Raw genomic sequence first — 14716 nt, 5'->3', positions numbered from 1 at the left:
GAAGTATACGAAATTTGTCACAAATCGTTCACAAGTCTGAAGATTCCAGCCCAAGGTCGGTGAATAATTTCGGTTCACTGCGCTGCCACATTTCTTGATTATGGCCCGCTAGGAATTCAGCTAGAATCCGTTTAGATTTATCATCCATATGCTCAACGATAATTTGACGTTTCATCGATTTGTCCATGCGGTTGACGTGGTCGGCAAGGATTTTGTAACCGCGGCGCTTTTCACGATTGACGACCATTTCGCATGCTGTGACACCTGCGTAATAAGGGCCATCCTCTTTAAAATCGATCGTGACCCAAACGAGCCAGTACGGCTTTCCACCTTCTGAATCCTCTCGGTTAGCGGTGAATTTAATGCCGCGTTCTGTGTCACTGCGAGCATGCATCGCCCCGATTTCGATGCGCGCTAGCCCTTCTTCAACGTCGATGATGACGGGAGATACATTTTCAAGTGACAATGACCCAATCCCAAATCCGCCATGCCCGTCTGTCGGATCATCTTTTATAATGGTAAAGCCTAGTTTTTGTTTTGGTTTTTGTTCATTTGCCATTCGCTTACCCCTCCAAGTCTGATATTATCTATACTATACCGGATTTTTGCCGAAAGGGGGAAATGGAATGCCATTTGTAACTGTGAAGATGGTCGAAGGACGGACAGAGGAACAAAAACGTGCCTTGTGCGAAAAAGTGACGGATGTCGTTGCGGAAACGACAGGTGCTCCGATTGAAGCGATTCATGTCATTATCGAAGAAATGTCAAAAAGTAATTACGCACATGCTGGAAAACGGAAAAGCGATCTATAATAATCAAAAGCATAGGGCGCCTAGACGGCATCACGAAAAAAGCTGACTTGGAATGAAATCATTCTTCCAGGTCAGCTTTTTTCAATGGATTGCATAGTTTTGTAGCTCTTCAATAAAATCGAATGCCGCAGTCATTTCTTCTTCGGAGAAGTTCAGTTTATTTTTCACAATATGGACCTTGGCTATTTGTTCGTCCTTTTCAAGATGATCGAAGTAAAGCAGTGTCGATACCAGTTCAAGAAAACGGGAGCTTTTCCCGTTCATCAAATCAATGCATGTCCCAAGTGTTTCGGGAGGCGTGTGGGCCGTTTCGAGAAAACGGTTCCCTTCGGTCGTGACATTGTATTTGTATTGGACATACGACCCCTTGTCCATGCACTCTTCCGCGAGAAAGCCCATCTCGCATAATTCTTCGATCCGCAGCGTCAATTCTTCGGAATATGGGCCGTACATATGGAGCTCATACTTTTCCGCAAATGGGAAATTCATCTTTTTAGCGATATAAATCATTTTCTGCATCTTTTTCCGCCCGGTCACTTCCTGTGCTCTGGCGACAAATTGCACAATTTTGGCATGCTCCTGCAACAAGAGAGCCACCCCTTTCTCAGCCTTTCAATAACTTTAAAATCCTTCCGTATAACGGGTTCGTCTCTTTCCCCGCTTCCAATAAATCTTCTGGAAAGTATAATTTATGGTCCGTTCGCCGCTTTCCAGAAACGGCATCGACAATATCCGAAGACCGCGACAACTCACTCAACTCGCCATTTGGCATTTGTAAATAGATCGGCAAGCGCTCATTCTCTTCGCCCGGTCGATAGAAGTCATAAGGTAAATCCGAGGAAGAATCGGCCAGTAAATAGTATTCGGGATCGATACCCGCTTCAGCAAATAACTGTTCAAGTTCACCGATTTTACGGTATTCTGTTGCCGGATCGAACTCCGCATATTGGAACAGCCTCCGATTGATGAATCGGTAACAAAGATCCGATAAGATCGGATCGTCTTCCTTCATCCAAATTTGAAAATACGTGAGCAAAATACTTTCATCCAAAGCGACGTATTCTTCAAGTGCAAATGTCCGATCAAAAAACGAGCGGAAATGACCGGGCTCCTGCTTAAAGATATACCCACTTTCATATAAATGTTTCGCACGATGTAAAATTTTCGTCAGAATCACTTCTGCGCTGCGCGAAACAGGATGGAAATACACTTGCCAATACATTTGGTAACGGCTCATGATGTAATCTTCCACCGCATGCATCCCGCTATACTTGATAACTGCCTGCTCCTCCGCAGGGCGCATGACCCGTAAAATCCGTTCCATATCAAAATGACCGTACGAAACACCTGTAAAATAAGCATCGCGCTGCAAATAATCCATCCGATCCGCATCAATCTGGCTCGATATTAAACTGACAACGAGTTTATCCGGATACGTTTTCCCGATGACGTCGGCCACTTTTTGCGGAAAATCGTCCGCCACACGGGTCAGTACGGCATTCACTTCTGTATCTCCTAGTAAAATGGCTTGCGTAAACTTTTCATGATCCAGATCAAACACCTTTTCAAATGCATGCGAAAAAGGACCGTGCCCCAGGTCATGTAAAAGTGCTGCGCACAGCGTAACAAGCCTTTCTTCCTGATTCCATTCCGGTCTACCATCAAACCCGTCATCCACAATCCTTCTGACGATTTCATAGACGCCTAGCGAATGATGGAAACGGCTATGTTCCGCGCCGTGAAAGACCAAATAAGTTGTCCCAAGCTGTTTGATCCGGCGAAGGCGCTGAAACTCCCTCGTCCCAATGACGTCCCAGATGACCTTGTCCCGCACATGGATATAGCGGTGCACCGGATCTTTGAACACTTTTTCTTCGGACAGTTTTTCATCTTTATACGCCATTGTGCACCTCCAGCTGAATAAAGTCCATTCTCTCAAGTATAATAAAAAAACCGTAGCGTCGAAAGGTGAAAATGATACATTCAAAAAAAAAGAGATAGAATGCTGTTTCCATATGAATAAAGAAACGCAAACCTGTCCAAACTGACCGTAGAAAGAAACTATGAACATATGGCAGGAGGCACGGAAATGGTGAAAGTTAGACAGGATGCTTGGATTGAAGAAAACGACACTCTATTGGCAGAGACGGTGTTGCGGCATGTCCGCGAAGGAAGTACACAGCTGAGCGCGTTCGAAGAAGTCGGTGATTTGCTCAACCGGACAGCAGCCGCATGCGGATTCAGGTGGAATGCCGTCGTCCGACGCGAGTATGAAAAAGAGCTGTCGGAAGCAAAAAAAGAGCGCAAGCAGGCAATGCGCGTTCTCGGCAAAGATTTCAAACGCCGCGGACAGCAGCTATACACACCTTCACAAGGTGGAGAAGAGGACCAGAAGACCCCTGTTCCCTTATCGGCATTGTCGCTAGATACGGTGATCGCTTATCTCGTTCGTCTGCATCATACAGGCGCTGGCGATTCGGAATCTCTTCGTTGGAGACAAACCGCTAAAATAGCAAATGAAAAAAATGAGAGTCTTGAAAAAGAGATTGAAAAGCTCAAGCAAGAAAACAAAACATTGCGCGCCGATTATGAACAATTCGTTCAAATCATGAATCGCGCTCGCCGCCTCGTCACACTGGATGACGAAGCCGATCGCAGCGCACCCATTTTCAAAATGGAACAAAACGGAAACCTTGTTTCCAAAGAACCACCGCTGAATCATTGATCAGCGGTTTTTTTAATTGAAGAGCGGCTGCACTATTTTATCTTCATTCATCAAATGTTTTTGTACTGAAAGCGAAGCGTCAGCTACAGAAGACCCCCACCTCTATAGGTGGCGAGTGTTTGCAGTTTTGTTTACCTATTTAGCGGGTGTTCAAACGCCCGCTGAACGAAGTATAGAAGGCAGTCTAAGTTCGCGACGTCCTAAAAGGAATGTGCCTTAATTTCTGCAAAGATCGCAGAAATACGGCAAATCGAACCCTTTGCTGTTCGATTCGCAACGACTGCATGACCTGCTTCCTGTAGGCTCGCGGATGTCACAGATTTTGAAAGGAATTAATTGAGCTTTGCTCAATTCAAAATCTGGACGCAATTACGCCGGGGCGTAATTGATTAACGTGTAAGCATTTTTTTATTTCGTTCGAGGACGCGGGTTAAATAGAATGTATAAAGTTCCACTTCTTCTGCGTTTAAGCCGCTCATCACAATGTTTTCGGCCAACTGGCGCAATAGCATTTGAATCCGGATGTTGACCTCTCCTACGGTGAGTGGCATCGCCAATAGTTCGGAGAGGGAAGCCATGACTTCCGGTTTGATGGACGGGTAAGTGAATTTCGTTTCTTCCCCTTGCAAACCGACAGTGTAAAAATCCCGGATGATTTCGGCCCGCTCTGCCCCGCTTCCTTCAACGCATAAATAAATTTGAACAGCGATGCCTTGCCGCAATCGGCGCTGGGAAATGCCCGCAAATTTACGGCCGTCAATGCTCAGATCATAGGTGCCAGGACAATAAGAGCCGACGATTTCATAAGCTTCGATCCGATCGCCCGCTTCCGGAAAAAGCATGCGGATAAAGGCGAGCATCACTTCATAGCCCGTCGATATATCGATCGCCGAATCCTGTTCCGAAAGGACAATCGATAGATTCAGCACCCCTTCGTCCAGCACGACAGCCAAGCCGCCTGAGTTGCGGACGATGACGTTGTAGCCCGCGTTTTCCAACACCGGAATGGCTTCTTCAATATGTGGCAGCCGATGATCTTGGATGCCGAGGACCACCGTCGGAGAATGAACCCACGTACGGATCACCGGCATGCTCATCTGTTGCCCGACAAGATGACAGAGCGTGTCATCCATCGCGAACGATTCCAACGCAGAGCGTGCGCGCGAAGTCATCGATTCATCCACGAAACGCCACTCGGGTATGGTCAAAAATGATTCAAATTGTGACATCTCAACGTCTCCTACTCATAGGCTTTGCGCAGCCGTGATCAAGGTCAGCTTGTACACATCGTCCGCGGAACAACCGCGTGACAAATCGTTCACCGGCATGTTCAGCCCTTGTAAAATCGGACCAATCGCCTCATATCCGCCGAGGCGCTCCGTCAACTTATAACCGATATTCCCGGCCTCCAGCGATGGGAAAACGAAAACATTCGCATCTCCTTGGATGACAGAGTTTGGCGCTTTTTTCGCCGCGATTGCCGGCACATACGCTGCATCAAACTGGAATTCCCCATCCAGCGTCAATTCAGGCGCAAGCGATCGAGCAATTTCTGCCGCTTTCGACACTTTTTCCGTCTCTTCCGTTACTGCAGATCCTTGCGTTGAAAAGCTCAGCATTGCTACACGCGGCTCGACGCCGAATGATATAGCTGTTTTGGCGCTTTCCACTGCGATTTCCGCCAGCTCCTGAGAAGTCGGTGCAACAGTGATGGCACAATCCGCAAAGACGAGACGCTCCTCCCCTTTCATCATGATGAAAGCACCACTCGTCCGCGAAACGCCCGGCTTCGTCTTGATGATTTGTAGCGCAGGCCGCACCGTATCTGCCGTCGAATGAGCCGCCCCGCTGACCAAGCCATCCGCCCGTCCTGTATAGACAAGCATCGTGCCAAAATAATTGACGTCTGTCAATTGCTCACGCGCTTGTTCCCCTGTCACTTTTCCTTTACGGCGTTCGACAAACTTTTCAACAAGTTCTTCGATATAGGGAACGCCTGCAGGATCGATCACTTCAATCCCCGTCATCTCAATTCCGATCTCCGCCGCCACTTGCTTCACTTCAGTTTCATTCCCTAATAAGACGGGCTTCACAAGTGCCTCTTGATGCAGCCGTGACGCCGCTTGCAGAACACGGACATCCATTCCTTCCGGGAGCACGATCGTCTTGTCACGTCCACTCAATCTCTCTTTTATACTTGTGAATAAATCTGTCATTTCATGTCCGCCTTCCTAAATCAATTACGCCTTGGCGTAATTGCGTCCAGATTTTGAATCGAGCCTGCTCGATTGACTCCTTCCAAAATCTGTGACATCCGCCGGAGGCTCATCTTCATTCAGCGGGTGCTTAAACACCCGCTGAATGAAGATGATTTCTCTCTCTAGCATACACGAATTTCCGCTTTTATAACAACAGGACACTTCATGGCAAATTCGTGACAACGGGCTTATTAGAGGCGTTCTTTCCGCGATCTATGCTACACTGGGTCTAGACATAAATTCATTGTGAAAGGATATGAATTCATTTGAACGAAGCAGCACAAACACTCGATGGTTGGTATGTTTTACATGATTTACGGTCGATGGACTGGGCATCATGGAAATTATTGTCGAAAGAAGAACGCCAAGCAGCCGTAGATGAATTTTTGGCCTATCTTGAAAAACTACAAAAAGCGGACGTTGAAAAAACAGGCGCACACGCCTTCTATACAATTGTTGGACAAAAGGCGGACTTCATGCTGATGACATTACGTCCGACAATGGACGAACTGCAGGAGTTGGAAGCTGAATTCAACAAATTGACAATCGCAGATTTCACGATTCCGGCATACTCCTACGTTTCGGTCGTTGAACTGTCGAACTATTTAGCAGGTCAATCAGATGAAGATCCATATCAAAACGCGCATGTCCGCGCGCGTCTATATCCGGAACTGCAACGCAGCCAGTACATCTGCTTCTATCCGATGGACAAAAAGCGTGAAGGCGAAGATAACTGGTACATGCTCGATATGGACAAGCGGAAAGAATTGATGCGTAGTCACGGCCTGATCGGTCGCAGCTATGCAGGCAAAGTGAAACAGATCATTTCCGGCTCTGTCGGTTTCGATGACTACGAATGGGGCGTCACATTATTCTCAGATGATGTTCTTCAATTCAAAAAACTAGTCTATGAAATGCGTTTTGACGAAGTGAGCGCACGCTACGGCGTTTTCGGTTCATTCTTCATCGGGACGATTTTGGATGGCGATAAAAAAGAAAGCTTCTTCCAAGTCTAACTTTCTTCATCAATGATCTATACGGTAAACCGGTTGCGTCCGGTTTACCGTTTTTTCTTTTTTTCAAGGTCATGATAAAGACCCAAGCTGCATATGGTGGATGCAAGGGGGTTGTGCCGTGGCAGTGATTAAGTACACGGATGCTGAATTGGATCTGCTTGCACGCCTGATGCGCGCCGAAGCGGAGGGGGATGGAAATTTAGGTATGCTGTTAGTCGGCAATGTCGGGGTGAATCGTGTACGCGCAGACTGTCTCGATTTCGGCGATATCCGAACGTTGCAACAGATGGTTTTCCAACGTCCAGGAGGCTTTGAAGCGACTACGAAAAGCTACTTTTACCAACGTGCCCGTGAGCATGATCGAAACTTAGCAAGACGCGTCGTCAACGGCGAACGCTTCACCCCTGGAGAACGTTCCTTATGGTTTTTCATGCCTGCGGGAGATTGTCCTGCCCAATGGTATAACCAATGGAACACAGGTAGATTCAAGTCGCACTGCTTCTATTCTCCAACGACGCAAGACTGCCCCATGATCTAAAAACTTTATTCAGCAAACGACCGCTGAATAAAGTGCCTCCGGCGGATGTCACAGATTTTGAAAAGAGTTAATTGAGCTTTGCTCAATTCAAAATCTGGACGCAATTACGCCAAGGCGTAATTGAATTTAATTTAGAAAGGATGAAGAAATGGTCCAATATTATTGGAATCCTACCTATCAAAATCAACATGTCGCACCGCCACAAGTGACAATTCCGAGCGGAAGGCCTCCTGGCGTACCTGGCCGGGAAGAATCATACATCGAGAATATTTTACGTCTAAACAGAGGACTTCCTGGCACTTTCCACTTTTCATTCGAGCATGCGCTGGATAGTGGTAAAAATACAAAAACAGTTAGAGGTTTGGTAGAAGCTGCAGGCCGTGACCATGTCATTTTGAGTGAAGAAGCAACGGGACACCGCTTCCTCTTCCCAATGATCTACTTTGATTATGCGGAGTTCGATCAAGAAGTGAGATACTTCCCACAACAACCGTGAATAAAAGAAATCTTCCGTCTGCCTGATCTGGCATGCGGAAGATTTTTTTGTCTTCATTGTGTATATTTAACAGCTGCCACGATGAGCATAATCCAACCAATGATAAATGCAACACCGCCGATTGGTGTGATGGCACCAAGAACACCGATGCCGGACAGACTTAAAATATAAAGGCTACCCGAGAAAAAGATAATTCCGGCAAGCAACAAGTACCCTGCCCAACTAAGTTGCGTCGTCGCGCCAAGCAGCGATGAACTCATCAGAATTCCAATGGCGATCAATCCAAGTGCGTGGAACATTTGATACTGGACGGCGGTTTCCCAAATGGCTAAATAACGTTCGGATAGTCTTTCTTTGAGTGCATGCGCACCGAATGCCCCTAATGCAACGGCAATCGCTGCGTTCACAGCCCCTGCGATAATGAAAAATGGCATGATTTCTCCTACTTTCTTGTAATTTTAAGAATATCGGCGTTCCCACCGGCAATATCAGCGCTCCGGGTCACTATATTAGCGATTCCACATCATTTATCAGCGCTTTAGCCAGCTTTATCAGCGAATAAAGACTTTCTACCTATCAAAAATCGAAGAGCGAACCGCCATTTGCATCTTCTTCCACGAGCGGCTTGCTTTCCAGTGAAGATATGGATGTAGCAGGCTGACTCGTTGCCAGCATTTTCGGGACAATCCGCTCTTCCCGCTTCACTTCCCCGCCAAGCGCGACTTCGCAAAGTGATCGGATGGCGGATAACGCTTCGCGCATCGATTGCGCATCGCCCGATCGTTTCGCTATATGCAGTTGCCGCTCCATTTCTTCCATAATCCGGTCATAAGGAATCATCATCTTCCCTCCCTTTTCTTCTGTTCGAATTTCAAACAGTCCATGCCGGAAGATCGTTTGACGACCATCGACGGCATTTCCCTCGTTTTAAAGCCATATGCTTTGCAGCCGCGCGGATTTCGCTGATCCCATGTCACAAAGAAATGGCGACATTGAAAGCAATTCACCGACATCGCGGATCACCTCTTTTCGCAGCCGGACAGTTCACGTCAGTGGCTAGGACTTGTTTGGCACCAGTCGATCGGCGTTTTCCCCCATGATTCCAAAATCCGATTCGCAGCGGAGTATGGGCGGCTCCCCAAAAATCCTCGGCTTGCGGAGAGCGGGCTTGGATGGACGGATTCAATAATCGCGTGGCGTGTTGTATCGATCAATTTTTTCTTCTCCTGCGCGGGGCGTCCCCAAAGGATAAAAATGATCGGCTGTTCTCGTTCCGACAACTGGCGGATGACTTCGTCTGTGAAGTTTTCCCATCCTTGTCCCCGATGCGAGTGTGCCTCTCCTTGTCGTACAGTTAGAACCGTATTCATCATCAGTACCCCTTGTGCCGCCCAACCTGTAAGCGTACCGTTTTCTGGCATCTGGCAACCGATATCCGCTTCCAGTTCTTTGAACATATTTCGCAAACTAGGTGGGATTTTCACGCCAGGCTTCACAGAAAAACTGAGCCCATGCGCTTGTCCCGGCCCATGATAAGGGTCTTGTCCCAAAATGACCACTTTCACATCATTGTAAGGGGTTAGCTTGAAAGCTGTCCACAAATCGTCCATCGGCGGATAAATGATTTGTTCCGTATATTCCTTTTTCAAAAACTGACGCAGTTGCAAATAATACGGCTTCCCGAATTCTTCTTGTAGAATAGGATCCCATTCATTCCCGAATAATTTTTTATTCACCAGTCCTCGACTCCTTGAATTCAATCGTTACCTCATAGCCTGCGAATGAAAACATCTCACGCAATGTTTTTTCCGCATTCTGCTGTGCCATGCTTAACACGCCTTGTCCGGCCGTCTCTTCCAAAATGAGCTCTTTCGCTTCTGCCGCGAGCTCGTACGCTTCTTCGATATTCGCTTTTTCACGGAACAGCCCTTCGTACGAGTACACTTCGACTTGGTCGAAATAAATTTCAGCCCCACCTAAAAAAGTGGCGGGCGGCAATGTCAGCTTCGCCGTCTTGTTCTCCTCGTCGATGATCACGTCTTTTTCCGTCAGCCCGGATAGGTTGACGCCCGCTTTCACCGAGCCCGGAATGACGACGAGCAACTGCCGTTTCGTCCCCGGCAAATTCAGGCCGATACTTTGCCCGAACAACGTATTATCTTGCCGTTCGATGATCACTTTCGTATACGCCTCTGCGGTTGCCAGTTCTTTCAAATCTTGTATCTGTTCAAGGAACACACCTTTCTGTTCGGTGAACGTACTTCCTTGTTTCAACATATAAAATGCCACAAATGGCAACGATAGGATCAGTAGCAGAATGAGAAGTGCGATGATCAGATAGGATCGTTTCCACAATGAAAACAACAGTTTCCACCCACGCCAAAAACCGAATGGGCGCCTTCTCACCGTATCCATCGTCACGGCGGTCTCTTCTTTGGATGCTTTCAATTCTTGCAACAATTGCTCTATTTCTTCCAACTTCTTATCTTTCGCCATCAGACCCCTCTTTTCCCCTTTCTCCGACAGTATCTTCTATGTTAAGAGTATAGGAAAATTTCTATTCAAACAACTAGAAAGGAATGGTACGAGCTTGAAACTGCTACGAGCGATAATATGCGACAATTGTAATTTTCGATTTATTTGATAAGATAAAATCAGTGTTTATTCCAGACAAAAGGAGACTTTCCCATTATGACGTTAAAAAAGACTTTAACAATCGCAGGTTCAGATACTTCAGGCGGCGCGGGAATCCAAGCTGACCTGAAAACATTCCAAGAACACGGCACATACGGCATGACGGCTTTAACTGTTGTTGTGACGATGGATCCCGACAACAACTGGTCACACGGTGTGTACTCCTTGCCGATCGATGTGTTGAAAGCCCAAATCAAAACTGCTCTTTCGACAGGCATCGATGCCATTAAGACAGGCATGCTCAGCACGGAAGAAGTGATTCAAACGGCAGGAAATGCCATTGCAGAATCCGGCCTCGACCATGTTGTCATCGACCCGGTGATGGTATGTAAAGGGGAAGATGAGGTCCTCAATCCAGGAACTGTCGACGCGATGGTAGAATTTCTGCTACCGAAAGCGGAGATCGTTACACCGAACTTGTTCGAAGCAGGTCAACTTGCGGGGATGAAAACGCCGCGCACTATCGAAGATATGAAAAAAGTCGCGCAAAAAATCCACTCATTGGGCGCACGCAACGTTGTCATCAAAGGCGGAAAGCAATTGGATCATGACAAAGCGGCAGACCTTTTCTATGATGGACATACCTTCACATTGCTGGAAGCGGAAAAAACGGATGCACCTTACAACCACGGCGCAGGCTGTACATTCGCAGCGGCCATCACGGCGAATCTTGCCAACGGTCTCGCAGTAAGCGAAGCGGTTTTCGAAGCTAAAAAATTCGTATCAGCGGCGATTGCAAACGGCTGGAAACTGAACGACTATGTCGGCCCGGTTATGCACGGTGCTAAGAACCGTTTCGGTGCCCCGGAAATTACAACAACTGAAGTATAAGTCATCCAAGCGGCCGGGAAATGATTTTTCCGGCCGTTTTTCAATTTGATTGCACTCATGGTGGGTTTGGTTGCACTCGGGAGTAGTTTGGTTGCACTTGTTGGAGGTTTGATTGCACTTAGCAGTAGTTTGATTGCATCTGCCCCCAAGCCCCCTGAATCGCATTCGACGTTTATCTTCTATATACTAGTAAGAAGCTATGTAGCAGTGTAAAGGAGGATTTTTTGCATGAAAAAAGTAAGACCTGATCATTTGCAGGAATTGATTACTTCATTTGCCAATAAAGATGTCTATATCCATCTTGAAACGACGAACGGCTCGTATGCCACGCATCTCAATGAAGGATTTTTCAATGCGGGGGCGTTCATCCGCAATATCGTCGTCAAATATGAACTCGGAAAAGTGGCGGGTGATTCGCCACACCGCATCGGGTTGAAGTTACCATCCGGCTGGATTTACGCACAAGGAATCACCCATTATAAGCTCGACGAACATGGACGGCTTCTTATGGCCGGACTGGACAGCGACGGAAAACTGGCGGTGGCGCTTGAAATTAGCGAAACCCCGTTCACTTATTAAGGAGGTATACATGTATGATAAAAAAAGAACGTCACGTACTCGTTGTATTCCCCCATCCCGATGACGAAGCATTCGGCGTCTCCGGCACCATCGCTTCTTATCGCGAAATGGGCGTGCCCGTCACTTATGCTTGCCTGACACTCGGAGAAATGGGACGGAACCTCGGCAATCCCCCATTCGCAAACCGTGAAACATTGCCTCAAATCCGGAAAGAAGAACTCCAAAAAGCTTGCGAAGCAATGGGTCTCGAAGACTTGCGCATGATGGGCTTCCGGGACAAGACAATTGAATTTGAAGATGATGAAAAGATGGTGCAGCTGATCACCGATTTAATCGACGAAACCAATCCATCTCTTGTCATCACTTTCTATCCAGGCCTAGCCGTTCATCCAGACCATGATGCGACAGCACGAGCGGTCGTACGCGCAGTGAGACGGATCCCTGAAACAGAACGGCCAGCCCTCTACACACTCGCTTTCGCCAACAACACCGTTGAAGTGCTCGGCCAACCGGATATCATCCATGATGTTTCCGCCATGGCGGATAAGAAACTCGCCACACTGAAAGCTCACGCATCCCAAACCGTTTGGATGATGCGCGAAACAGAGAAAAAATTAGCGGCTCAAGATCCAGAGACATTGAAATGGCTCAACAACGAACGCTTTTATAGTTATCAATGGTCGAATGACTTCGAATAACCCCCTGCTAAAGTTGCAATCCTATTGGTTGCAACTTTTTTTCAATTGTCCAGGTTCCGGACGCCAGACGCTCGGAGGCTCACAGGAAGTGAGTCAGGCAGCCGTTGCCAATCGAACAGCGGAGGGTTCGATTTGCCGTATTTCTGCGTTTTTTGCGGAAATTAAGGCACCTTACTGGAAGTGGCGAACTTAGGCTGGCAGCTTTGAAAGCCATTTTGGCTGTGAGGCAAAAAATACCTCGTCGCCAAATCGTCTTATACCTGAGGCCTGCACTATGCAGGTTATGCAGTCGTTGCGACAGGACGTCGCGCACTTAGACTGCGTTCCTTTAATAGGCAGGCGTCCTGCATTTTTCTATATACTAAATAGACTTAAAAGTGGAAATAGATGAGGTACTATTTACAAAGCGCTGGAAACAGGCTAGTATGTATAAATATTCAAGTTATACATTTTGTTCGTTGAATTTAGTAGGAGGCATATTGTGAACAAGTTTTCATTATCCACTTGGTTCTATTTCTTGATTCCGTCGATTATCGGTGTCATTTTGTTTATGATTCCATTAAAGTTTGGGGAAGAATGGAAAGTCCCCATTGCGAAGTTAGCTGATCTTTTATCGTCTGTCGTTGAGCCTATTATGCCAATGGCTGCTCTCATTGTGATCGTCATTGCAGCGATCGGTTCCGTGTTGTTTTTATTCGTAAAAACGGATCATGCAAAACCGTCGTTTGTCGTCAGTCTATTTAAAGTTTCACCGTTTTGGACAATCACACGTGTCCTCGGCGCTGTATTTGCAGTAATGGTGACATTCCAGATCGGGCCTGAAGCCGTTTGGAGTGAAAATACGGGCGGATTACTTCTGTCATCAGATGGGCTTGTAGCCTTTTTATTCACGATATTTTTCTTTGCAGGGATGCTATTGCCCTTGCTCTTGAATTTCGGATTGCTTGAATTTTTCGGAACGATGATGGTGAAAATTATGCGTCCCGTCTTCAAGTTGCCGGGCCGCTCGTCCATTGATGCGTTGACGTCATGGATCGGCGATGGAACAATCGGTGTTTTATTGACAAGTAGACAATATGAGGAAGGCTTTTATACAAAAAGGGAAGCGGCGAATATCGGAACCACTTTTTCCGTCGTCTCCATTACTTTCTCGATTGTCATTATCGATACAGTGGGCTTGTCTTCCTACTTCCCACAATATTACGCAACCGTCATTTTCACGGGACTGCTCTTGGCCTTTATCATGCCGCGCATCTATCCCCTCGCCGGCAAAAAAAATGAGTATGTTGATGGAAGACCGTTTACAGGTGACGAAGAACGGCTCCCAGAAGGCTATAACGTGGTCAGTCACGGTCTTGAAAATGCACTGAAAACGGCGAATAAAAGCCGGAACCTCGGAAAAATTTTCACAGACGGTTCGAAAAATGTGCTCGACATGTGGATCGGTGTCGCTCCTGTCGTCATGGCATTCGGAACGGTCGCACTCATTCTTGCGGAATATACAGGCGTCTTCAAGTTTTTCGGAAAACCGTTTGAACCGATTTTAACTGTCCTCGGAATTCCGGAAGCTGCAGAAGCCGCACAAACAATGGTCGTCGGATTTGCCGACATGTTCCTACCTGTTATTTTAGCGGACGGCTCCATTACATCACCGATGACCCTTTTCGTCATCGCCACAGTTTCAGTCGTTCAGCTCATCTATATGTCCGAAGTCGGCGGTCTCCTGCTCGGATCCAAAATCCCAATCAGCTTTTTGGACCTCGTCTTCATTTTCTTGCTGCGCACACTCATTGCACTACCAATCGTAGCAGGAGTTGCACATCTTGTGTTTTAAATGGGAAAACGAAAGCCTTCGCATCTTGTTGCGGAGGCTTTTTGAGTTGGGGATATAATCGCTTGGGGGTAGGGTTTGAGCGCTTGAGGTGAGGTATGAGCGCTCCCTTATTCTTTTGATCACTTGAAGAAAGTTATGAGCACTCCCTAACTCCTTTGATCACTTGAAGAAAGTTATGAGCACTCCCTAACTCCTTTGATCACTTGAAGAAAGTTATGAGCACTCCCTAACTCCT

At 47.0% G+C, this 14716-nt stretch carries 19 protein-coding genes; 9 read left to right on the top strand and 10 right to left on the bottom strand.

Annotated features, from left to right (window positions below):
- Positions 1–28: 28 nt before the first annotated feature.
- A complete protein-coding gene (locus tag MHZ95_RS18730; protein ID WP_239392322.1) occupies positions 29–559 on the bottom strand; it encodes a YwhD family protein in 531 nt (176 codons plus the stop codon).
- 67 nt (positions 560–626) lie between these two features.
- On the opposite strand from MHZ95_RS18730, the gene MHZ95_RS18725 reads away from it, so the two are divergent.
- On the top strand, positions 627–812 hold the full coding sequence (locus MHZ95_RS18725) for a 2-hydroxymuconate tautomerase (protein ID WP_239392321.1): 186 nt from the start codon (positions 627–629) through the stop codon (positions 810–812).
- Between the two features lie 81 nt (positions 813–893).
- On the opposite strand, the gene MHZ95_RS18720 is transcribed toward MHZ95_RS18725, so the two are convergent.
- Both MHZ95_RS18720 and MHZ95_RS18715 read right to left on the bottom strand, forming a co-directional pair.
- Positions 894–1400, bottom strand: coding sequence for a YwgA family protein (locus tag MHZ95_RS18720; protein ID WP_239392320.1), 507 nt, complete (start codon positions 1398–1400; stop codon positions 894–896).
- A 16-nt stretch (positions 1401–1416) separates the two neighbouring features.
- The gene (locus MHZ95_RS18715) at positions 1417–2715 is read right to left on the bottom strand and encodes an HD domain-containing protein (RefSeq protein ID WP_239392319.1); all 1299 of its coding nucleotides are present in this window, start codon (positions 2713–2715) and stop codon (positions 1417–1419) included.
- A gap of 186 nt (positions 2716–2901) precedes the next feature.
- On the opposite strand from MHZ95_RS18715, the gene MHZ95_RS18710 reads away from it, so the two are divergent.
- Positions 2902–3537, top strand: a complete 636-nt coding sequence (locus tag MHZ95_RS18710) for an RsfA family transcriptional regulator (protein WP_239392318.1) — start codon at positions 2902–2904, stop codon at positions 3535–3537.
- A gap of 389 nt (positions 3538–3926) precedes the next feature.
- Here MHZ95_RS18710 and lipL read toward each other — a convergent pair whose 3' ends face one another.
- Together lipL and pta are read right to left on the bottom strand one after the other, a co-directional pair.
- Positions 3927–4766, bottom strand: a complete 840-nt coding sequence (gene lipL, locus MHZ95_RS18705; protein ID WP_239392317.1) for an octanoyl-[GcvH]:protein N-octanoyltransferase — start codon at positions 4764–4766, stop codon at positions 3927–3929.
- Between the two features lie 15 nt (positions 4767–4781).
- Positions 4782–5753, bottom strand: coding sequence for a phosphate acetyltransferase (gene pta / locus MHZ95_RS18700; protein ID WP_239392316.1), 972 nt, complete (start codon positions 5751–5753; stop codon positions 4782–4784).
- Positions 5754–6061: 308 nt separating this feature from the next.
- Between pta and hemQ the strand changes: the two genes are divergently transcribed.
- From hemQ to gerQ, 3 genes are all read left to right on the top strand, one after another.
- The gene (gene hemQ, locus MHZ95_RS18695) at positions 6062–6811 is read left to right on the top strand and encodes a hydrogen peroxide-dependent heme synthase (RefSeq protein ID WP_239392315.1); all 750 of its coding nucleotides are present in this window, start codon (positions 6062–6064) and stop codon (positions 6809–6811) included.
- Positions 6812–6929: 118 nt separating this feature from the next.
- Entirely contained in the window at positions 6930–7349 is a 420-nt protein-coding gene (locus MHZ95_RS18690; protein ID WP_239392314.1) for a cell wall hydrolase, read from the top strand.
- A gap of 148 nt (positions 7350–7497) precedes the next feature.
- Complete coding sequence (gene gerQ / locus MHZ95_RS18685) at positions 7498–7845, top strand: spore coat protein GerQ (RefSeq protein WP_239392313.1); 348 nt, start codon at positions 7498–7500, stop codon at positions 7843–7845.
- 53 nt (positions 7846–7898) lie between these two features.
- Here gerQ and MHZ95_RS18680 read toward each other — a convergent pair whose 3' ends face one another.
- From MHZ95_RS18680 to MHZ95_RS18660, 5 genes are all read right to left on the bottom strand, one after another.
- On the bottom strand, positions 7899–8279 hold the full coding sequence (locus tag MHZ95_RS18680) for a DUF423 domain-containing protein (protein ID WP_239392312.1): 381 nt from the start codon (positions 8277–8279) through the stop codon (positions 7899–7901).
- Positions 8280–8421: 142 nt separating this feature from the next.
- A complete protein-coding gene (locus MHZ95_RS18675) occupies positions 8422–8685 on the bottom strand; it encodes a YwdI family protein (protein ID WP_239392311.1) in 264 nt (87 codons plus the stop codon).
- Complete coding sequence (locus MHZ95_RS18670; protein ID WP_239392310.1) at positions 8685–8858, bottom strand: uracil-DNA glycosylase; 174 nt, start codon at positions 8856–8858, stop codon at positions 8685–8687. The genes MHZ95_RS18675 and MHZ95_RS18670 overlap by 1 nt, the downstream gene beginning before the upstream one ends.
- A gap of 36 nt (positions 8859–8894) precedes the next feature.
- The gene (locus MHZ95_RS18665; protein WP_239392309.1) at positions 8895–9581 is read right to left on the bottom strand and encodes a uracil-DNA glycosylase; all 687 of its coding nucleotides are present in this window, start codon (positions 9579–9581) and stop codon (positions 8895–8897) included.
- Complete coding sequence (locus MHZ95_RS18660; RefSeq protein WP_239392308.1) at positions 9574–10341, bottom strand: DUF4230 domain-containing protein; 768 nt, start codon at positions 10339–10341, stop codon at positions 9574–9576. The genes MHZ95_RS18665 and MHZ95_RS18660 overlap by 8 nt, the downstream gene beginning before the upstream one ends.
- 195 nt (positions 10342–10536) lie before the next feature.
- Between MHZ95_RS18660 and thiD the strand changes: the two genes are divergently transcribed.
- The 4 genes from thiD (at position 10537) to MHZ95_RS18640 (ending at position 14481) form a co-directional block, all read left to right on the top strand.
- Positions 10537–11370, top strand: a complete 834-nt coding sequence (gene thiD, locus MHZ95_RS18655; RefSeq protein WP_239392307.1) for a bifunctional hydroxymethylpyrimidine kinase/phosphomethylpyrimidine kinase — start codon at positions 10537–10539, stop codon at positions 11368–11370.
- Between the two features lie 228 nt (positions 11371–11598).
- Positions 11599–11949 carry a YojF family protein gene (locus tag MHZ95_RS18650; protein ID WP_239392306.1) on the top strand — a complete coding sequence of 117 codons (351 nt, stop codon included), beginning with the start codon at positions 11599–11601 and terminating at the stop codon, positions 11947–11949.
- A gap of 17 nt (positions 11950–11966) precedes the next feature.
- Positions 11967–12647, top strand: a complete 681-nt coding sequence (bshB2, locus tag MHZ95_RS18645; RefSeq protein ID WP_239392405.1) for a bacillithiol biosynthesis deacetylase BshB2 — start codon at positions 11967–11969, stop codon at positions 12645–12647.
- 481 nt (positions 12648–13128) lie between these two features.
- Positions 13129–14481, top strand: a complete 1353-nt coding sequence (locus tag MHZ95_RS18640; RefSeq protein ID WP_239392305.1) for a YjiH family protein — start codon at positions 13129–13131, stop codon at positions 14479–14481.
- The last annotated feature ends 235 nt before the right edge of the window (positions 14482–14716 follow it).

Origin of the sequence: Sporosarcina sp. ACRSM (assembly GCF_022346545.1) — a bacterium.
Taxonomy (GTDB): Bacteria; Bacillota; Bacilli; order Bacillales_A; family Planococcaceae; genus Sporosarcina.
The sequence above is the reverse complement of the archived record's forward strand: the minus strand, read 5'-3'. Positions and strand labels throughout refer to the sequence as shown.